This window comes from Anaerostipes sp. PC18 (assembly GCF_039789045.1).
Taxonomy (GTDB): Bacteria; Bacillota; Clostridia; order Lachnospirales; family Lachnospiraceae; genus Anaerostipes; species Anaerostipes hominis.
The window spans coordinates 3,074,859-3,089,549 of record NZ_CP121164.1; the positions used below are offsets into that span (position 1 = coordinate 3,074,859).

At 40.6% G+C, this 14,691-nt stretch carries 28 protein-coding genes; 2 read left to right on the forward strand and 26 right to left on the reverse strand.

What is annotated here, in order from left to right:
- Position 1: 1 nt before the first annotated feature.
- The 22 genes from rpsE to P8F77_RS16645 all read right to left on the reverse strand — a co-directional run bounded on the left by rpsE (position 2) and on the right by P8F77_RS16645 (position 10,424).
- Entirely contained in the window at positions 2–511 is a 510-nt protein-coding gene (gene rpsE / locus P8F77_RS16540) for a 30S ribosomal protein S5 (protein WP_024729356.1), read from the reverse strand.
- Positions 512–525: 14 nt separating this feature from the next.
- Complete coding sequence (rplR, locus tag P8F77_RS16545) at positions 526–894, reverse strand: 50S ribosomal protein L18 (protein WP_024729355.1); 369 nt, start codon at positions 892–894, stop codon at positions 526–528.
- A gap of 14 nt (positions 895–908) precedes the next feature.
- Entirely contained in the window at positions 909–1,451 is a 543-nt protein-coding gene (rplF, locus tag P8F77_RS16550; protein WP_024729354.1) for a 50S ribosomal protein L6, read from the reverse strand.
- A 226-nt stretch (positions 1,452–1,677) separates the two neighbouring features.
- The gene (gene rpsH, locus P8F77_RS16555; protein WP_024729353.1) at positions 1,678–2,079 is read right to left on the reverse strand and encodes a 30S ribosomal protein S8; all 402 of its coding nucleotides are present in this window, start codon (positions 2,077–2,079) and stop codon (positions 1,678–1,680) included.
- A 23-nt stretch (positions 2,080–2,102) separates the two neighbouring features.
- On the reverse strand, positions 2,103–2,288 hold the full coding sequence (locus tag P8F77_RS16560; RefSeq protein ID WP_006568498.1) for a type Z 30S ribosomal protein S14: 186 nt from the start codon (positions 2,286–2,288) through the stop codon (positions 2,103–2,105).
- Between the two features lie 14 nt (positions 2,289–2,302).
- Positions 2,303–2,842, reverse strand: a complete 540-nt coding sequence (rplE, locus tag P8F77_RS16565) for a 50S ribosomal protein L5 (RefSeq protein WP_024729352.1) — start codon at positions 2,840–2,842, stop codon at positions 2,303–2,305.
- Between the two features lie 23 nt (positions 2,843–2,865).
- Positions 2,866–3,177, reverse strand: coding sequence for a 50S ribosomal protein L24 (rplX, locus tag P8F77_RS16570; RefSeq protein ID WP_024729351.1), 312 nt, complete (start codon positions 3,175–3,177; stop codon positions 2,866–2,868).
- A 12-nt stretch (positions 3,178–3,189) separates the two neighbouring features.
- The gene (gene rplN / locus P8F77_RS16575) at positions 3,190–3,558 is read right to left on the reverse strand and encodes a 50S ribosomal protein L14 (protein ID WP_006568495.1); all 369 of its coding nucleotides are present in this window, start codon (positions 3,556–3,558) and stop codon (positions 3,190–3,192) included.
- A gap of 28 nt (positions 3,559–3,586) precedes the next feature.
- Positions 3,587–3,841, reverse strand: a complete 255-nt coding sequence (gene rpsQ / locus P8F77_RS16580) for a 30S ribosomal protein S17 (protein ID WP_006568494.1) — start codon at positions 3,839–3,841, stop codon at positions 3,587–3,589.
- 20 nt (positions 3,842–3,861) lie between these two features.
- A complete protein-coding gene (gene rpmC / locus P8F77_RS16585; RefSeq protein ID WP_006568493.1) occupies positions 3,862–4,065 on the reverse strand; it encodes a 50S ribosomal protein L29 in 204 nt (67 codons plus the stop codon).
- The gene (gene rplP / locus P8F77_RS16590) at positions 4,055–4,492 is read right to left on the reverse strand and encodes a 50S ribosomal protein L16 (RefSeq protein ID WP_006568492.1); all 438 of its coding nucleotides are present in this window, start codon (positions 4,490–4,492) and stop codon (positions 4,055–4,057) included. Before rplP ends, rpmC begins: the two co-directional genes overlap by 11 nt.
- The gene (gene rpsC, locus P8F77_RS16595) at positions 4,492–5,148 is read right to left on the reverse strand and encodes a 30S ribosomal protein S3 (protein WP_024729350.1); all 657 of its coding nucleotides are present in this window, start codon (positions 5,146–5,148) and stop codon (positions 4,492–4,494) included. Before rpsC ends, rplP begins: the two co-directional genes overlap by 1 nt.
- 12 nt (positions 5,149–5,160) lie before the next feature.
- Positions 5,161–5,550, reverse strand: a complete 390-nt coding sequence (gene rplV / locus P8F77_RS16600; RefSeq protein ID WP_006568490.1) for a 50S ribosomal protein L22 — start codon at positions 5,548–5,550, stop codon at positions 5,161–5,163.
- Positions 5,551–5,583: 33 nt separating this feature from the next.
- Positions 5,584–5,865, reverse strand: a complete 282-nt coding sequence (gene rpsS, locus P8F77_RS16605) for a 30S ribosomal protein S19 (protein ID WP_006568489.1) — start codon at positions 5,863–5,865, stop codon at positions 5,584–5,586.
- A 16-nt stretch (positions 5,866–5,881) separates the two neighbouring features.
- Entirely contained in the window at positions 5,882–6,724 is an 843-nt protein-coding gene (gene rplB, locus P8F77_RS16610; protein WP_347256201.1) for a 50S ribosomal protein L2, read from the reverse strand.
- Between the two features lie 188 nt (positions 6,725–6,912).
- Positions 6,913–7,212, reverse strand: a complete 300-nt coding sequence (gene rplW / locus P8F77_RS16615) for a 50S ribosomal protein L23 (RefSeq protein WP_024729348.1) — start codon at positions 7,210–7,212, stop codon at positions 6,913–6,915.
- Positions 7,212–7,832, reverse strand: coding sequence for a 50S ribosomal protein L4 (gene rplD, locus P8F77_RS16620; RefSeq protein ID WP_024729347.1), 621 nt, complete (start codon positions 7,830–7,832; stop codon positions 7,212–7,214). The genes rplW and rplD overlap by 1 nt, the downstream gene beginning before the upstream one ends.
- 23 nt (positions 7,833–7,855) lie before the next feature.
- Positions 7,856–8,485: a 50S ribosomal protein L3 gene (gene rplC / locus P8F77_RS16625; protein ID WP_024729346.1), complete on the reverse strand. Its 630-nt coding sequence runs from the start codon at positions 8,483–8,485 to the stop codon at positions 7,856–7,858.
- A gap of 118 nt (positions 8,486–8,603) precedes the next feature.
- Positions 8,604–8,924, reverse strand: coding sequence for a 30S ribosomal protein S10 (gene rpsJ / locus P8F77_RS16630; protein WP_009289945.1), 321 nt, complete (start codon positions 8,922–8,924; stop codon positions 8,604–8,606).
- Positions 8,925–9,299: 375 nt separating this feature from the next.
- A complete protein-coding gene (locus tag P8F77_RS16635; protein WP_024729345.1) occupies positions 9,300–9,689 on the reverse strand; it encodes an HI0074 family nucleotidyltransferase substrate-binding subunit in 390 nt (129 codons plus the stop codon).
- Complete coding sequence (locus tag P8F77_RS16640) at positions 9,676–9,978, reverse strand: nucleotidyltransferase domain-containing protein (protein ID WP_024729344.1); 303 nt, start codon at positions 9,976–9,978, stop codon at positions 9,676–9,678. Before P8F77_RS16640 ends, P8F77_RS16635 begins: the two co-directional genes overlap by 14 nt.
- Before the next feature lie 212 nt (positions 9,979–10,190).
- Positions 10,191–10,424: a hypothetical protein gene (locus P8F77_RS16645; RefSeq protein WP_034550706.1), complete on the reverse strand. Its 234-nt coding sequence runs from the start codon at positions 10,422–10,424 to the stop codon at positions 10,191–10,193.
- Positions 10,425–10,589: 165 nt separating this feature from the next.
- Between P8F77_RS16645 and P8F77_RS16650 the strand changes: the two genes are divergently transcribed.
- Positions 10,590–11,309 (forward strand): GntR family transcriptional regulator, encoded by a 720-nt coding sequence (locus P8F77_RS16650; protein WP_024729343.1) that lies wholly within the window; start codon positions 10,590–10,592, stop codon positions 11,307–11,309.
- Between the two features lie 52 nt (positions 11,310–11,361).
- Here the strand turns inward: P8F77_RS16650 and P8F77_RS16655 are convergent, their stop codons facing one another.
- Positions 11,362–12,264: a dihydrodipicolinate synthase family protein gene (locus tag P8F77_RS16655; protein WP_347256202.1), complete on the reverse strand. Its 903-nt coding sequence runs from the start codon at positions 12,262–12,264 to the stop codon at positions 11,362–11,364.
- Positions 12,265–12,530: 266 nt separating this feature from the next.
- Between P8F77_RS16655 and P8F77_RS16660 the strand changes: the two genes are divergently transcribed.
- Positions 12,531–12,707, forward strand: coding sequence for a hypothetical protein (locus tag P8F77_RS16660; RefSeq protein ID WP_303008513.1), 177 nt, complete (start codon positions 12,531–12,533; stop codon positions 12,705–12,707).
- A gap of 291 nt (positions 12,708–12,998) precedes the next feature.
- Here the strand turns inward: P8F77_RS16660 and P8F77_RS16665 are convergent, their stop codons facing one another.
- From P8F77_RS16665 to P8F77_RS16675, 3 genes are all read right to left on the reverse strand, one after another.
- A complete protein-coding gene (locus tag P8F77_RS16665) occupies positions 12,999–13,322 on the reverse strand; it encodes an L-rhamnose mutarotase (protein ID WP_148459114.1) in 324 nt (107 codons plus the stop codon).
- A gap of 14 nt (positions 13,323–13,336) precedes the next feature.
- On the reverse strand, positions 13,337–14,218 hold the full coding sequence (locus tag P8F77_RS16670) for an amidohydrolase family protein (protein ID WP_287519143.1): 882 nt from the start codon (positions 14,216–14,218) through the stop codon (positions 13,337–13,339).
- A gap of 121 nt (positions 14,219–14,339) precedes the next feature.
- Positions 14,340–14,657: a hypothetical protein gene (locus tag P8F77_RS16675; protein WP_024729338.1), complete on the reverse strand. Its 318-nt coding sequence runs from the start codon at positions 14,655–14,657 to the stop codon at positions 14,340–14,342.
- Positions 14,658–14,691: the final 34 nt, after the last annotated feature.

Here is a 14,691-nt window from a genome sequence, read left to right on the forward strand (position 1 = left end):
CCTAACCTAAGAGCTCTTCTACAGATTTTCCGCGAAGCTTTGCTACTTCTTCTGGAGTTTTTAAGTTTTTAAGTCCTTCGATCGTTGCAAGAACAACGTTCTGCTTGTTATTGGAACCTAAGGACTTAGAACGGATATTCTTATATCCTGCAAGCTCCAATACGTCACGGGAAGGACCTCCTGCGATGATTCCGGTACCTTCCGGGGATGTCTTTAATAATACAGATGAACTTCCGAATTTACCTGTGAAGTCATGCGGTGTACTTCCTTTTTCGTCAATCGGTACTTCCACTAATTTCTTAGCAGCCGCTTCTCTTCCTTTGCGGATCGCTTCTGGAATTTCCATTGCTTTTCCTAATCCTGCACCAACGTGTCCATTCTTATCTCCAACAACAACTAATGCTGCGAATCTGAAATTACGTCCACCTTTTACTACTTTGGTAACACGTTTGATAGATACAACTTTTTCTTCCAGCTCTAACTGGCTAGGGTCGATCATTGTACGCTTCATTTGATTTCCTCCTGTTAGAATTTAAGACCAGCTTCACGTGCTGCGTCTGCTAATGCTTTTACTTTTCCCTGATAAATAAATCCGCCTCTGTCAAAAACAACGGTGGAGATACCTTTTGCGATAGCTCTTTCAGCAATCACTTTTCCCAAGTGAGCTGCCGCTTTTACATCGTCAGTCTTTTCTAAATCAGCTTTTACGTCTTTCTGTAAAGTGGATGCTGATACTAAAGTATTTCCAACGGTGTCATCAATGATCTGAGCGTACATATGATTATTGCTTCTGAATACGCTTAAACGCGGTTTCTCCGCTGTTCCGCTAATATGATTACGAAGCTTTAAATGTTTTTTCGCACGAACTTTGCTTCTTGACTGTTTTTTAATCATCCTATCTCACTCCTTTACTTCGCACCAGTCTTACCGACTTTACGTCTGATAACTTCATCAGCATATTTAATACCTTTTCCTTTGTAAGGCTCAGGTTTTCTTAATTCTCTGATTTCCGCAGCGTACTGTCCAACTTTTTCTTTATCAATACCTTTAACGATAATGATATTCTGACCTTCCATTTCAGTTTCGATGCCTTCTGGATCTGTCATTGCTACCGGATGTGAAAATCCAAGATTGAAAGTAATTTCTTTTCCTTTTTTCTGTGCTCTGTAACCAACACCGTTAATTTCAAGCTTCTTTTCATATCCCTGAGACACTCCAGTCACCATGTTGGCGATCAAAGATCTGGTCAACCCGTGTAAGGATTTCATCTTCTTTAAGTCATTCGGTCTGGATACCACGATCTGGTTGTCTTCTAATTTAATTTCCATCTCCACCGGAAGATTCTTTTCCAGTGTTCCCTTAGGACCTTTCACAGTCACTTTATTTCCTTCTTCAATCTTAACCTCAACTCCCTGAGGGATATCGATTGGCAATCTACCTATACGAGACATAGGTTACCTCCTTAAATTGTCGGAAAGGACTGGGCGTCCTTTCTGTTTTCAGAATTCGTTTTATTATATAATATAAAGTTTAACAATAAGATAAATTCAAGTTAAAAAATTTTTTCGAAACTTACGCAAGCCTTTTGTAAGGAAGTTCGGTTCATTAAATTCCTCCGAACGACCTTCGCACTGACCTCAGTCTGCGCTGACGCTTGCCTTCGCTAAGTGCTCTAGGTCACCATACAAACGCAAGTACTTCTCCGCCTACGTGTTCTTTTCTTGCTTCTTTGTCTGTAAGAACACCTTTGTTTGTTGAAATGATCGCTACTCCAAGTCCGCCTAATACTTTAGGAAGTTCTTCTGAGTTTGCATACACACGAAGTCCCGGTTTAGAAATTCTCTTAAGACCTGTGATGATCTTTTCATTCTTGTCCTGTCCGTACTTTAATGTGATAACGATGTTGTTATATGCACCTTCTTCTTTGATGTCGAAAGATTTGATGAAACCTTCTTTTAAAAGGATTTCAGCAATCGCAACCTTCATCTTAGAAGCAGGAATTTCTACGGTATCATGTTTCGCAGTGTTTGCATTACGGATTCTTGTAAGCATATCTGCAATCGGATCGCTCATTGTCATTGTTAGTTCCTCCTTCCCTATTCTTACCAGCTGGCCTTTTTCACGCCTGGAATCTGTCCTTTGTACGCTAACTCACGGAAGCAGATTCTGCAGATTCCGTATTTTCTCAAGTAAGCATGTGGACGTCCACAAATCCTACAACGGCTATATTCTCTTGTTGAAAACTTCTGTTTTCTCTGTTGCTTTAATACCATTGACTTTCTAGCCATGGGAACCCTCCTAACTATTTCTTAAACGGCATACCAAATAAGGTTAATAATTCACGAGCTTCTTCGTCTGTGTTGGCTGTTGTAACGAAAATTACATCCATACCTCTGACTTTATCCACTTTGTCGTATTCAATTTCCGGGAAAATTAACTGTTCTTTGATTCCTAATGCGTAGTTTCCTCTTCCATCAAAAGAGTTCTGGCTTACACCCCTGAAGTCACGTACACGAGGCAGTGCCAGGTTGATCAGACGATCAGCAAACTCGTACATTCTCTCTCCTCTTAATGTAACCTTGCATCCGATCGGCATTCCTTCTCTTAACTTGAAGTTAGCAACAGATTTTCTTGCCTTGGTTACGATCGCTTTCTGTCCGGAGATCGTTTCCAGATCTGCAACAGCAGCATCTAAGAGCTTTTTATTTTCTTTTGCTTCACCAACGCCCATGTTGATCACGATCTTCTCGAGCTTTGGTACCTGCATTATATTTTTATATCCGAATTTCTTCATCATGGCTTCCATGATTTCGTTGGTATACTGTTCTTTTAATCTACTCAACTGTCCGAAACCTCCTCTCTTTATTAATCAATCACATCTCCGGTTGCCTTTGCAACACGGACTTTTTTACCGTCTTCTACTTTATAGCCGATCTTTGTAGTTTTGCCGTTATGAACAAACATCACGTTGGAAATATGGATCGGGCCTTCTTCTGTCACAATACCGCCCTGCTGGTTCTGTACGCTTGGTTTTGTATGCTTTGTGAGCATATTAGCACCTTCAACGATAACAGTATTCTTCTTGTGGTCGATTGCAACAACTTTGCCTTCTTTACCCTTATCTTTTCCAGCGATGACTTTCACAAGATCGCCTTTTTTAATTCTAATTCCTGACACAGTGTTTCCTCCTTATAATACTTCTGGTGCTAATGAAACAATCTTCATGAATTTTTTGTCTCTGAGCTCTCTTGCCACTGGTCCAAAGATACGAGTTCCTCTTGGATTCATATCCTCTTTGATAATAACTGCAGCGTTCTCATCAAATCTAATATAAGATCCGTCTTTACGGCGGGCACCTTTTTTCGTACGAACAACAACGGCTCTTACTACATCACCTTTTTTTACAACGCCACCTGGTGTTGCATCTTTGACCGTAGCTACAATAATATCGCCGATGTTAGCATATCTTCTAGTGGATCCACCTAACACTCTGATGCAAAGGATTTCTTTTGCCCCAGTGTTGTCAGCCACTCTAAGTCTTGACTCCTGTTGAATCATGCTGTTTCTCCTTTCCTAATGGAACAATCTATTTCGCTTTTTCGACTACTTCCACAAGTCTCCATCTCTTGTCCTTAGAGAGAGGTCTTGTTTCCATAACTTTAACTCTGTCTCCGATACGGCATTCATTATTTTCATCATGAGCTTTTAACTTGTAAGTTCTTTTCACGATTTTCTTATATAATGGATGTTTTACATTATCTTCGATTGCAACTACGATTGTCTTATCCATCTTGTCGCTTACAACTTTCCCGACACGGGTTTTTCTCAAATTTCTTTCCACAACAAATTCCTCCTTTCGATTTAAGCGTTAGCCTTTGCTGTAATCGCTCCCTGGATACGAGCGATGTTTCTTCTAACTTCTTTGATTCTGCTTGTGTTCTCAAGTTGATTTGTTGCATTCTGGAATCTCAAGTTGAATAATTCTTTTTTCGCAGCTACTAGCTCTTTGTTTAATTCATCAATAGATTTATTATTTAACTCTTTTACAAATTCTTTAGTTTTCACTGTTGTCACCGCCTTCTAAAGCTTCACGAGAAACAATTTTACACTTAACAGGTAGTTTATGAACAGCAAGACGTAAAGCTTCTCTTGCAACTTCTTCACTTACACCAGAAATCTCAAACATAACGCGTCCTGGTTTTACAACTGCTACCCAGTACTCTAAGTTACCTTTACCTTTACCCATTCGAGTTTCAGCAGGCTGTGCTGTCACTGGCTTATCAGGGAAAATCTTAATCCAAACCTTACCACCACGCTTGATGTAACGGGTCATAGCGACACGGGCTGCCTCGATCTGGTTGGATCTGATCCAAGCCGGCTCTGTTGCCACGATACCGAATTCTCCGTAAGTGATTTTATTACCGCGAGTCGCTTTTCCGCGCATGCTTCCGCGGAACTGTTTACGGCGTTTTACTCTCTTAGGCATTAACATTATTTATTTCCCCCTTCCTGCTTTTCTTTCGTCGGAAGAACTTCACCATGGTAGATCCAAGTCTTAACTCCGACTTTACCATAAGTTGTGTCTGCTTCAGCGAATCCATAATCGATGTCTGCACGGAGTGTCTGCAGAGGAATTGTTCCCTCGCTGTAAAATTCTGTACGGGCCATGTCAGCTCCGCCTAAACGTCCGGAGACGGATGTCTTGATTCCCTGTGCTCCGGATCTCATCGTTCTCTGCATGCAGGACTTCATAGCTCTTCTGAAAGAGATACGGTTTTCTAACTGCTGTGCAATATTTTCTGCAACTAACTGTGCGTCTTTGTCCGGTCTTTTTACTTCTTTTACGTCAATCAGCAGTTTCTTGTCTGTCATCTTCTGGAGTTCTTTTTTAAGTTCTTCAATGGCAGATCCGCCTTTTCCGATCACTACTCCAGGTTTTGCTGTATAGACGATCAATTTTACTCTGTCGGAAGCTCTTTCAATTTCGATTCTGGAGATTCCTGCATTGTATAATTTTTTCTTTACATATTTTCTGATCTTATCATCTTCAACCAGGTTATCTGCAAAATCGCCTTCTGCATACCATCTGGAATCCCAGTCTTTGATAATACCAACTCTTAAACCATGAGGATTAACTTTCTGTCCCATTATTGCCTCCTTCTATCTTTCGTCAAGCACAACAGTGATATGGCTCATACGGTGTTCGATTCTGTATGCCCTTCCCTGTGCCCGAGGTTTAACTCTTTTCATTGTTGGTCCTTTGTTTGCATAACACTCTGCAACATAAAGGTTTTCCGGATTCATTCCATTATTATTTTCTGCATTGGCAATTGCAGACTTTAATAATTTTTCGATTAAACTAGATGCGTATCTTGGGTTATATAATAAGATACCAAGTGCTTCCTGAACGCTCTTTCCTCTGATCGCATCCAATACGAAACATGCCTTAGTAACAGACACTCTGGCATTGGATAAGGTAGCGCTAGGTCTCGTATCTTTTTGTGCATTTCTTTCTTTTTTGTACTGAGATCTGCTGTATTTCTTAGCCATGGATTGTGAAACCTCCTTCCATTCCTCTATCGATTATCTGATTCCTGATTTCTTTTCTGCTTTTGTATGACCACGGAATGTTCTGGTCGCAACAAACTCCCCGAGCTTGTGTCCAACCATATCTTCTGTTATATATACAGGCACATGCTTCCTTCCGTCATGTACGGCAATTGTATGCCCTACAAAGGATGGGAAGATTGTGGAACGGCGGGACCATGTCTTGATGACATTTTTGTCTCCAGCTTCATTCATTGCATCAACTTTTTTCAATAAGCTTGCATCCGCAAATGGTCCTTTTTTCAGTGAGCGAGCCATAAGTTACCTCCTTAAACTATTTAACGTTTTTACCGTCTCTTCTTCTAATGATCATCTTGTTAGACTGTTTGTGTTTCTTGCGTGTCTTCAAACCAAGTGCCGGTTTACCCCAAGGTGTACATGGACCCGGACGGCCGATACCAGTCTTACCTTCACCACCACCGTGCGGATGCTCATTAGGGTTCATAACAGAACCGCGGACTGTAGGACGGAATCCCATATGGCGTTTACGTCCCGCTTTACCGATGTTTACGAGGTCATGTTCAATGTTTCCAACCTGGCCGATAGTAGCTCTGCACACAGCAGGAACCATTCTCATCTCACCTGACGGAAGACGAAGGGTTGCATACTTTCCTTCTTTCGCCATAAGCTGAGCGGAATTTCCCGCGGAACGAACTAACTGTCCGCCTTTTCCAGGATACATTTCGATATTGTGGATTTCTGTACCTACCGGAATGTTTGCCATCGGTAAGCAGTTTCCAACTTTGATCTCAGCGTCCGGACCGTTCATAACTGTAGCGCCTACAGCTAATTTGTTCGGAGCGATGATATAAGCTTTCTCACCGTCTGCATATGTGAGCAGTGCAATGTTTGCTGTTCTGTTCGGATCATATTCGATAGCTGTTACTGTTGCCGGAATACCATCTTTTCTTCTCTTGAAGTCGATAATTCTATATTTTCTTCTGACTCCGCCTCCGCGGTGTCTTACTGTAATTTTACCCTGATTATTACGGCCGGCTGTCTTCTTTAAGGAAGTTGTCAGAGATTTTTCAGGAGTGCTCTTTGTCACTTCAGTAAAATCTAACCCGGTCATATGTCTTCTGGAAGGTGTATATGGGTTATATGTCTTGATTCCCATGTCTTTCTCCTTTCAATTCCAATTTAATATCACGCTTTTGTTGCGTATAGCTTCATAAGATATATAAGGTAGTTACACTCGACTAGCGTTCAGCTTTCGCCTGCGGCTCGGCTTCACTGAGTCTCGGTAACGGCTTTCGCACTAAGCTCATGCTGCGCTTTCGCTTGCATTCTCTAAGTGCTCAATGCCTATAACCCCTCGAAGATCTCGATATCTGCGCTTTCTTCTGTCAACTGTACGATCGCTTTCTTTGTCTTAGCGGTCTTTCCGAAAGTCATTCCACGTCTTTTTGTCTTTCCGTCGTAGTTCATTGTGTTGACTTTGGCAACCTTTGTTCCTTCGAACATCTTTTCCACTGCTTCTTTAATCTGAGATTTTGTTGCAGTCGGATGAACTAAGAAAGTGTATTTTTTCTCTGCCATTGCATTCATACTTTTTTCAGTTACAATCGGCTTTAAAATAACGTCATAATATTTGATGTCTGCCATTATGCGTACACCTCCTCAATATTTGCTACTGCTTCTTTAGAAACAACAACGGTATCATATTTTAAGATATCATATACGTTGATGGTGCTTGTGAGAGCAGTTTTTACTCCAGGAATGTTTCTTGCAGATAAGATTAAGTTGTCGTTCTTATCTCCCATGATAACCAGCGCTTTTTTTACATTTAAGTTGTTTAACATGTTTGCAACATTCTTTGTCTTTACTTCGTCAAATTTGAACTCATCTACTACGATGAACTTATTTTCATTGACTCTGGAAGTTAAAGCGGATTTCAGAGCTAATCTTCTTTCCTTTTTATTTAACTTCTTAGAATATTCTCTTGGTTTCGGAGCAAATACAACTCCTCCGCCTGTCCACTGCGGAGCTCTGATAGATCCCTGTCTTGCATGACCGGTACCTTTCTGTCTCCAGGGTTTTCTTCCGCCGCCGCGTACTTCTGAACGTGTCTTCGCGCTCTGTGTACCCTGACGGTTATTTGCTAACTGGCTTACAACTGCCAAATGCACTAAATGCTCATTTATTTCAACACCGAAGATGCTGTCGTTAAGATTTAATTTCTCAACTTCATTTCCTTCCATGTTTAACACAGATACTTCTGCCATCTGTTTGTCCTCCTTCCCTAGGCCTACGCCTTCACTGATTCTTTTAACATTACTAAAGATTTCTTAGGTCCTGGTACAGCACCTTTTACCAAAATAATGTTTTTTTCTGCATCAACCTTTACTACTTCCAGATTCTGAATGGTAACTCTTTCAGCACCCATCTGTCCCGGCATTTTCTTTCCTTTGAAAACTTTGCTCGGATCAGAAGCCATACCATTGGAACCTGCATGACGGTGATACTTAGAACCATGTGTCTTAGGACCAGTACTTAAACCGTGACGTTTGATACCACCTGCATATCCTTTACCTTTGGATGTAGCAGTTGCATCAATTTTATCTCCTGCTTCAAAAATGTCAGCTTTGATTTCCTGACCTACTGTGTATTCAGAAGCATTTTCAAATCTGAATTCTCTCACGAATTTTTTAGGTGCAACACCTGCTTTGTCGAAGTGCCCCTTCTCCGGTTTGTTTACAGACTTTTCTTTCTTATCTGCAAATCCGACCTGAACTGCTTCGTAGCCATCGTTTTCTTCTGTCTTTACCTGAGTAACGACACAAGGCCCAGCCTGCAGTACAGTAACCGGTGTTAAAACTCCGTCTTCGTTAAAGATCTGAGTCATTCCGACTTTTGTTGTTAAAATCGCTTTTTTCATTGATATTTCCTCCTATTTAATCTACAGCGGATTATAACGCATGACGTTAAAATCATCCTAGACGCTATGAAAGCTAAAGGGGATTCCTTATTTGTTCATAACCCTGCGGGATAACTTCCTATTTTGTTTTCATCTTGATATCGATGTAAACACCAGCCGGTACTTCTAACTTAGATAATGCATCGACTGTCTTCTGTGTTGGTGTGATGATGTCAATCAATCTCTTGTGAGTTCTCTGCTCGAACTGTTCTCTGGAATCTTTGTACTTGTGTACGGCACGGATGATGGTAACTACTTCCTTCTTTGTCGGCATCGGTACCGGTCCGCTCACCTTAGATCCTGTCTTCTTTACTGTTTCGATGATACTCTTTGCTGATGCATCGATTAATTGATGATCATACGCTTTTAATGTAATTCTCATTACTTGACTTGCTGCCATAAAAAAAGCCGCCTCCTTTTCGCACTATAAATTTCTTGTAGCACGACAAGTGGTGACTGTACACTCCTCCGTGTGTATCGTAAGATTTACACACTGCGTCTCTATCTTTATATTATAAAAATAGATTGTAATATTCGTACAGTGACTTGTCGCCAGTTTTAACAACTTGACATTCGCTCCACGGAAAACCTGCGCCGGCTTTTGCCGGTACAGCAACCTCACGCTTCACCGCTATCAAGGTCACAACGATTTGATTATATACGAATATCCAAGGTATTGCAAGGCTTTTTTTGTTTTTTTTGGAATACCAGACTGTAAATTTTCTAAATTGGTCAAAGTTTTTTCTTTTTGCTATATAATATAGAAGAAATACCTTTAAATCCAGTTTTCTTTTATTTCTTCTCTCAATTCCCGGAACATATCAACATATCTCTCTTTTGTCTTTTTGACAATATCCATGGCGATAGCATGATTGTATGCATGAGCAACATTGTTTCTGGAAATCAGCGCCTCCAGCCAGACCTCCTGATCCTTTATCAGATCTGAACTGTAAGCCAGTTTTATAATACTGCGGGGTGAACCTGTGGCTGCCTCTTTTATTCCATTGTCATATAGAACTTCTTTGACCGCCTTCCATGACTGCTCAAAGCAGATTTCATAGAGCCCTACCAAACCAGTGAGAACAACGTTGTCATACGGCTCTTTATACTTATATATATCTTCTAAATTATCTGCTGCCTTGCAGAAGTTTTCAAATTTTTTCATAGATGACTAACCCTTCTTCAATTATCTTATCTTTCAATTCCTGTTGAACCGGCAGACCCAAATCTACTACATCATACATCAACAGAGTAGAAGTCTCCTCATCCACTGCCAGTGTAAACCGATTTGTGTCTCCGCCGCACACTGCCAGATCAATGTCACTTTTCTTATGGTAATCCCCACGGGCACGGGAGCCGAATAAAATAACCTTTTTAACGCCGTAATCTTCTGCCAATTTTCTGATCTCTTCAAATACTGTTTTCTTTATTCCGCTTGTATCAGTGATATCCATATATTTTGTTCCTATTTCTAATTTTTCTTTTTGGTTTGACTACTTTTATATAGAATAAATGTAGCATATCTATTTGAGGAATGCAATTTTCCATTATCACATTTCATCATCTGTAGTTTTACAATTAATAACTTGGATAACCACCCAAAATATTGTATAATTATAAGAAATATCGGAAGGACGGGCACACCCGTCCTTCTTTTTTCGCTTTCTTACATATAATTCCCGAATTTATCCTTCTCCGGTTCCTTTCCAGCCGCGATCATCTCATCCAGCAGTGGGAACCGGTAGGTTCTCGGATTATCTCCCATCTGGATCTGCTTCTCTGCGAGCTCCTGCATGCGGCTCATCTCTTCATCTGTCAGCTGGAAATCAAAATTCCCCATGTTCTGCCGGATTCTTCTCTCATTTGAAGATTTCGGTATGACTCCGAATCCATCCTGCACAAGTCAGTGAAGGAGGACCTGCCCCGGTGTCTTTTCGTGCAAAGCACGTCTATCTGAAGTATTAAAGGTACCCAGATTCGTTTTTCCCGCACCTAGATCAGTTGCTATTTCCTTGTTTTATCAGTATAATTAGAGTATCGATTTTAAACAAAGGAGGTTAGCTTCATGGAAGTTGAACCAGTCAAGAAAATCACTTTAACGGAACAGATCATGCAGGAGATTGCTTCTCAGATCACTTCCGGACAATTAAAACCAGGAGAAAAACTTCCAAATGAACGCGCTTTGGGCGAGATGTTCAATGTCACCAGAAGCAGGATTCGTGAGGCACTTCGCGCATTATCACTGATTGGTCTGATCACGATCAAACCAGGTGACGGCAGCTTTGTCAACGAGGAAGGAATCAAGATCCCCGATGAAACTTTATTATGGATATATCATCAGGAGATCCACAATCATGATGAAATTTATGCCGCAAGGAAGTTGATCGAAACTGAAGTATATTTAACATGTTTTGATCACAGGACTCCAGACATTATATCCCGTATCACTTCTTATGGTGATGTCCTGTTTGATGCCGATATCAATGAAATTTCGTCAGACACTTTCTATACATTGATTTCAGATATTGATCTCTATGTAGGAAGTGCATGCGGCAACAACATCTATAACAAGCTCATGCAGACCATGGTACTCCTCAGGAAAGAATCAGCTATGAAGATTCTTGCTTTATCAACCTCGAGAGCGTCTGCCATTTATTACCGCAAAAAAATCATTGACTGTTTTCACCAGGATGACCGGGAGAAACTAAAAAAAGCCTTAGATGACTTTTTTAAATATTCTATTCAATCTATTACCATAGATAATTCCGCATCCATTGAACAATAATACACAATAAAAAGAAGTATTTCCCACATTCAGCGGAAATACTTCTTTATTTTTAGTTCTCTAAATTTTCTCTGACCACACGATCCACAATTTCTTTTTCTTCCTGACTTAACTCAAGAAACGGTTTTCTCACTTCCCCTACATACATTCCTCTGGCATTTAAGATATGTTTGATCGCAGGGAACAATCCGATATTCCAGATACACTCCATAATATTATTTGCTTTGATCTGGAGCTTTCTTGCATCTTCCGATTTTCCGTCCAGATATAAATCATAAATTTTCTTGTAGTGCGGAAGCATAAAATTGAATGTGCTTCCAATGAATCCGTCGCATCCCAACGCTAAAAAGGCAACCATATTCTGTTCAAATCCGCCGAATGTCAATAACTCAGGGTTCACATTTTTGATTCTCTCCATTTGATACACATCCAGATTAGTATGCTTTACACCACTTAAGGCTCCCGACTTTAACAAGGCAATCGTATCCGCATTGGTCAAATCCAACTCTTTATATGTATTACAAGGGATATTATAATATAAAATCGGCATATCAACCGCCTCAGCAATATCATAAAAGTACTGCGCAATGGCCTTCTGTGAATATCCAAAGTAAAAAGGAGGTGTTGCCGCAATATTCTCATATCCCATCGCTTTGGCTTCTTTGGCATAATAGATTGCTTCATCCGTGGAAAGCGCTCCCACATGGGCAAAAAGATCTGCTTTTTCTTTAAATCCGCTGGCTATTTCAAACAACTGAACCCTTTCTTCTCTCGTCATCAGAAAGCATTCTGCGGAGCTGCCTCCCACAAAAAATCCTTTTGCACCTTCTTCCAAATTCTTGCTAAACAGCTGTTTGGCTGCTTCTTCATTGATTTTATTCTCTCTATCATAAGGGGTGATAGATGCCACATATAAACCTTTCATCATTTTTACCATTCCTTTCGCTTCGCTCAAGGCACAAACAGGTTAATGAAAAAAGTTGTGCCCCTCCATTTTCCGTTATATAATCTTCCTATGGAATAGCAATACACTACAGAGCACGGGAGGAGGAGTGGCGAATTTATTTCACCCCGTATTTTTATATGTGCCGTCATCCTTTCAAGCACAAACAAGTGGGACATTGAGCCCGGACTCTTATCATTGGTAATAAACCATGTTTATTTAGTCGCAGGATGACAGTCAATGCTGCTATTCCTTTTTTAGTTAAGGTGGTGATACTTATGATGAAGCTAAAATACTCCATCTGCTGTGGGCTTGATGTCCACAAAAATGTCATCGTTGCAACCATCGTAACCACCGGCAAGAACGGAATTTCCGAGTATAATCAAAAATCTTTTTCCACCATTAACTCGGATATCCAAAGGTTTCACAACTGGCTTATCAAGAATAATTGCTAATATGGACGTATCAAAAAGCGCCGTGGTCACAAGAAAGCCATTATCGCCATTGCACGTATGATGATGGTCTGTATTTACCACATGGTTTCCGAAAAGAAGCCTTTTACCCCGACTGACTATGAGGAATTGATGAATCCCCAAAATCATGTAGAGCGGGTTACATTAAACGAAAACAATGTTTTCGCCTACCTTGAATCTCTTGGTTACGATAGCACTAAGTTAGTAAAACGCAACGATAACTAATTTAAGTGCGTCTCAAAATCTACTTTATTTTTCACTCTTCCTCCAATACTAATCCAAGCGATATACGCATTCCATATCAAGCCACGGTCCGTCCTCTGTGTATGGGGCAAGACACGGGATACATTCATCCCACCATCTCTGAGTTTCAGGATCTGCCGCCATTTTTGCCATGTCTGCCTCGTAATCATCCCCTGTATATTCAAAATAAGTAAACAGACGGTTATCATGATAATAAATAGAATAGTTTTCAATATTACATTCTTTGATCATCGCATTGATCTGAGGCCATGGATTGGCATGCAGCTTTTTATAATACTCTAATTTTTCCGGTTTCACTTTTGAAATACTTCCAAAACGCTGTACTTTTCCCATAATGATTTCCTTTCTTATAAATGATAAATCCGTTTGGCATTGTTATAAAATAGTTTCTTTTGAAACTCTTCTCCCCGCTCTCTTGTAATTTCATCCAGACTTTTAATCCACGGGGACAGTCCGGTTGCTATATTACATACCGGATAATTGCTTGCAAACATCACCCGGTCTTCGCCAAAGATGTCCAGTGCAATATCCACAGCCGGACGTAAAGTATCTACATTCCACTCTCCGGCAGGATTTAGTCCTGAGATTTTACACACGACATGTTCAAGTCCTGCCAGCAATGTCAGGTTTTTTATCCACTTCCGCTTATACGCCAGTTCCTCTGCATCCGGAGCCGGCTTTGAAATAATATCCGGATCTGCAATTCCCATATGATCTAAAACGATCATTGTATCTGGACATTGTTTTGCCATCTGATACAGATCATGAAGCTCTTCATTCCTTAAACATCCCTCAAAGAGAAAATCGTTTTCTCCAAGATAGCGTACATTTTCAATAAATTGTCCGGAAAGACATGTTCCAGGCTTTACAGACGGTACATGAAGCACCTGCCTTACCCCTTTCACCTGAGGAATATCCCGATAAGCATTGATATATTCTTTAAATTGATCTTTCGTCAGGTCACCGGAAATAATAGCTGCAGATACCATATTGGAACTGTCCCTGCAAAGGTTTAATGCATATTGATTTTCACGTTCCTTTTCAAAATCGGCGCTGTCCACTTCCACGTAAACCGCTTTTTCTATTTCATAATCTGATCCTGCCGCCATATCTTTGCTGTAGTCATTTATAGAATAATTTCTTTTTAAAACAGAACCTTCTCCGTCCAGCCACGGCAGAGAAAACTCATTAATATTCCAAAGGTGTAAATGCGTATCTATTAATTTCATGATATCCCCTCCATTTTTAATATGGTACCGAGTATTACCACCTCAGCTATGGCAAAGCAGAAAAAACCAGTAAAGCCTCACAAGGGTAAGACCCGAAATATTCCTTCAGATAGTTACTGCTTTAAAACTCCAATGCCCATACTGTAGTCATGCACTCCAGCCTGTCAAAGACCGAAAACACTTCCGTGTCCATAAATGTATCAGCAACAACTATGCTAAGACAGCTGCTGTCATCATGGACAAAGTCTCTCGCTCGATTCTCGGATATCAGGTATCCACTTCCAGAGAGCCAGGTCCCTGTATCCTCACCATACGCATGGCCTTTGATAAATTCAAAAAGTTCCGTCCGTTTATGCAGTTCATAGAACGTTTTAACCACACCTTCAAAGAATCGTACGGCATTACTTGCGGCTATGGCACAGAAAGCGGTGCTGTTCACAACGCCTCCCTTTGGGTTGCCTATTACAACTTCT

What these genes read in the sequence shown, in the direction of transcription:
- rpsH (WP_024729353.1), bottom strand. Translation starts at nt 2,079, where the DNA reads ATGACAATGAGCGATCCGATTGCAGATATGCTTACAAGAATCCGTAAT.
- rplR (WP_024729355.1), bottom strand. Translation starts at nt 894, where the DNA reads ATGATTAAAAAACAGTCAAGAAGCAAAGTTCGTGCGAAAAAACATTTA.
- rpsJ (WP_009289945.1), bottom strand. Translation starts at nt 8,924, where the DNA reads ATGGCAGCAAGTCAAGTAATGAGAATTACATTAAAAGCGTATGATCAT.
- rpsS (WP_006568489.1), bottom strand. Translation starts at nt 5,865, where the DNA reads ATGGCTCGCTCACTGAAAAAAGGACCATTTGCGGATGCAAGCTTATTG.
- P8F77_RS16665 (WP_148459114.1), bottom strand. Translation starts at nt 13,322, where the DNA reads ATGGGAAAAGTACAGCGTTTTGGAAGTATTTCAAAAGTGAAACCGGAA.
- rpsE (WP_024729356.1), bottom strand. Translation starts at nt 511, where the DNA reads ATGAAGCGTACAATGATCGACCCTAGCCAGTTAGAGCTGGAAGAAAAA.
- P8F77_RS16560 (WP_006568498.1), bottom strand. Translation starts at nt 2,288, where the DNA reads ATGGCTAGAAAGTCAATGGTATTAAAGCAACAGAGAAAACAGAAGTTT.
- rplN (WP_006568495.1), bottom strand. Translation starts at nt 3,558, where the DNA reads ATGATTCAACAGGAGTCAAGACTTAGAGTGGCTGACAACACTGGGGCA.
- P8F77_RS16650 (WP_024729343.1), top strand. Translation starts at nt 10,590, where the DNA reads ATGGAAGTTGAACCAGTCAAGAAAATCACTTTAACGGAACAGATCATG.
- P8F77_RS16670 (WP_287519143.1), bottom strand. Translation starts at nt 14,218, where the DNA reads ATGAAATTAATAGATACGCATTTACACCTTTGGAATATTAATGAGTTT.
- rplW (WP_024729348.1), bottom strand. Translation starts at nt 7,212, where the DNA reads ATGGCAGACATCAAATATTATGACGTTATTTTAAAGCCGATTGTAACT.
- rplV (WP_006568490.1), bottom strand. Translation starts at nt 5,550, where the DNA reads ATGGCTAAGAAATACAGCAGATCTCAGTACAAAAAAGAAAGAAATGCA.
- rplF (WP_024729354.1), bottom strand. Translation starts at nt 1,451, where the DNA reads ATGTCTCGTATAGGTAGATTGCCAATCGATATCCCTCAGGGAGTTGAG.
- P8F77_RS16635 (WP_024729345.1), bottom strand. Translation starts at nt 9,689, where the DNA reads ATGAAAAAATTTGAAAACTTCTGCAAGGCAGCAGATAATTTAGAAGAT.
- rplP (WP_006568492.1), bottom strand. Translation starts at nt 4,492, where the DNA reads ATGTTAATGCCTAAGAGAGTAAAACGCCGTAAACAGTTCCGCGGAAGC.
- P8F77_RS16660 (WP_303008513.1), top strand. Translation starts at nt 12,531, where the DNA reads ATGATGAAGCTAAAATACTCCATCTGCTGTGGGCTTGATGTCCACAAA.
- rplB (WP_347256201.1), bottom strand. Translation starts at nt 6,724, where the DNA reads ATGGGAATCAAGACATATAACCCATATACACCTTCCAGAAGACATATG.
- rplC (WP_024729346.1), bottom strand. Translation starts at nt 8,485, where the DNA reads ATGAAAAAAGCGATTTTAACAACAAAAGTCGGAATGACTCAGATCTTT.
- rplD (WP_024729347.1), bottom strand. Translation starts at nt 7,832, where the DNA reads ATGGCAGAAGTATCTGTGTTAAACATGGAAGGAAATGAAGTTGAGAAA.
- P8F77_RS16640 (WP_024729344.1), bottom strand. Translation starts at nt 9,978, where the DNA reads ATGGATATCACTGATACAAGCGGAATAAAGAAAACAGTATTTGAAGAG.
- rpsC (WP_024729350.1), bottom strand. Translation starts at nt 5,148, where the DNA reads ATGGGACAGAAAGTTAATCCTCATGGTTTAAGAGTTGGTATTATCAAA.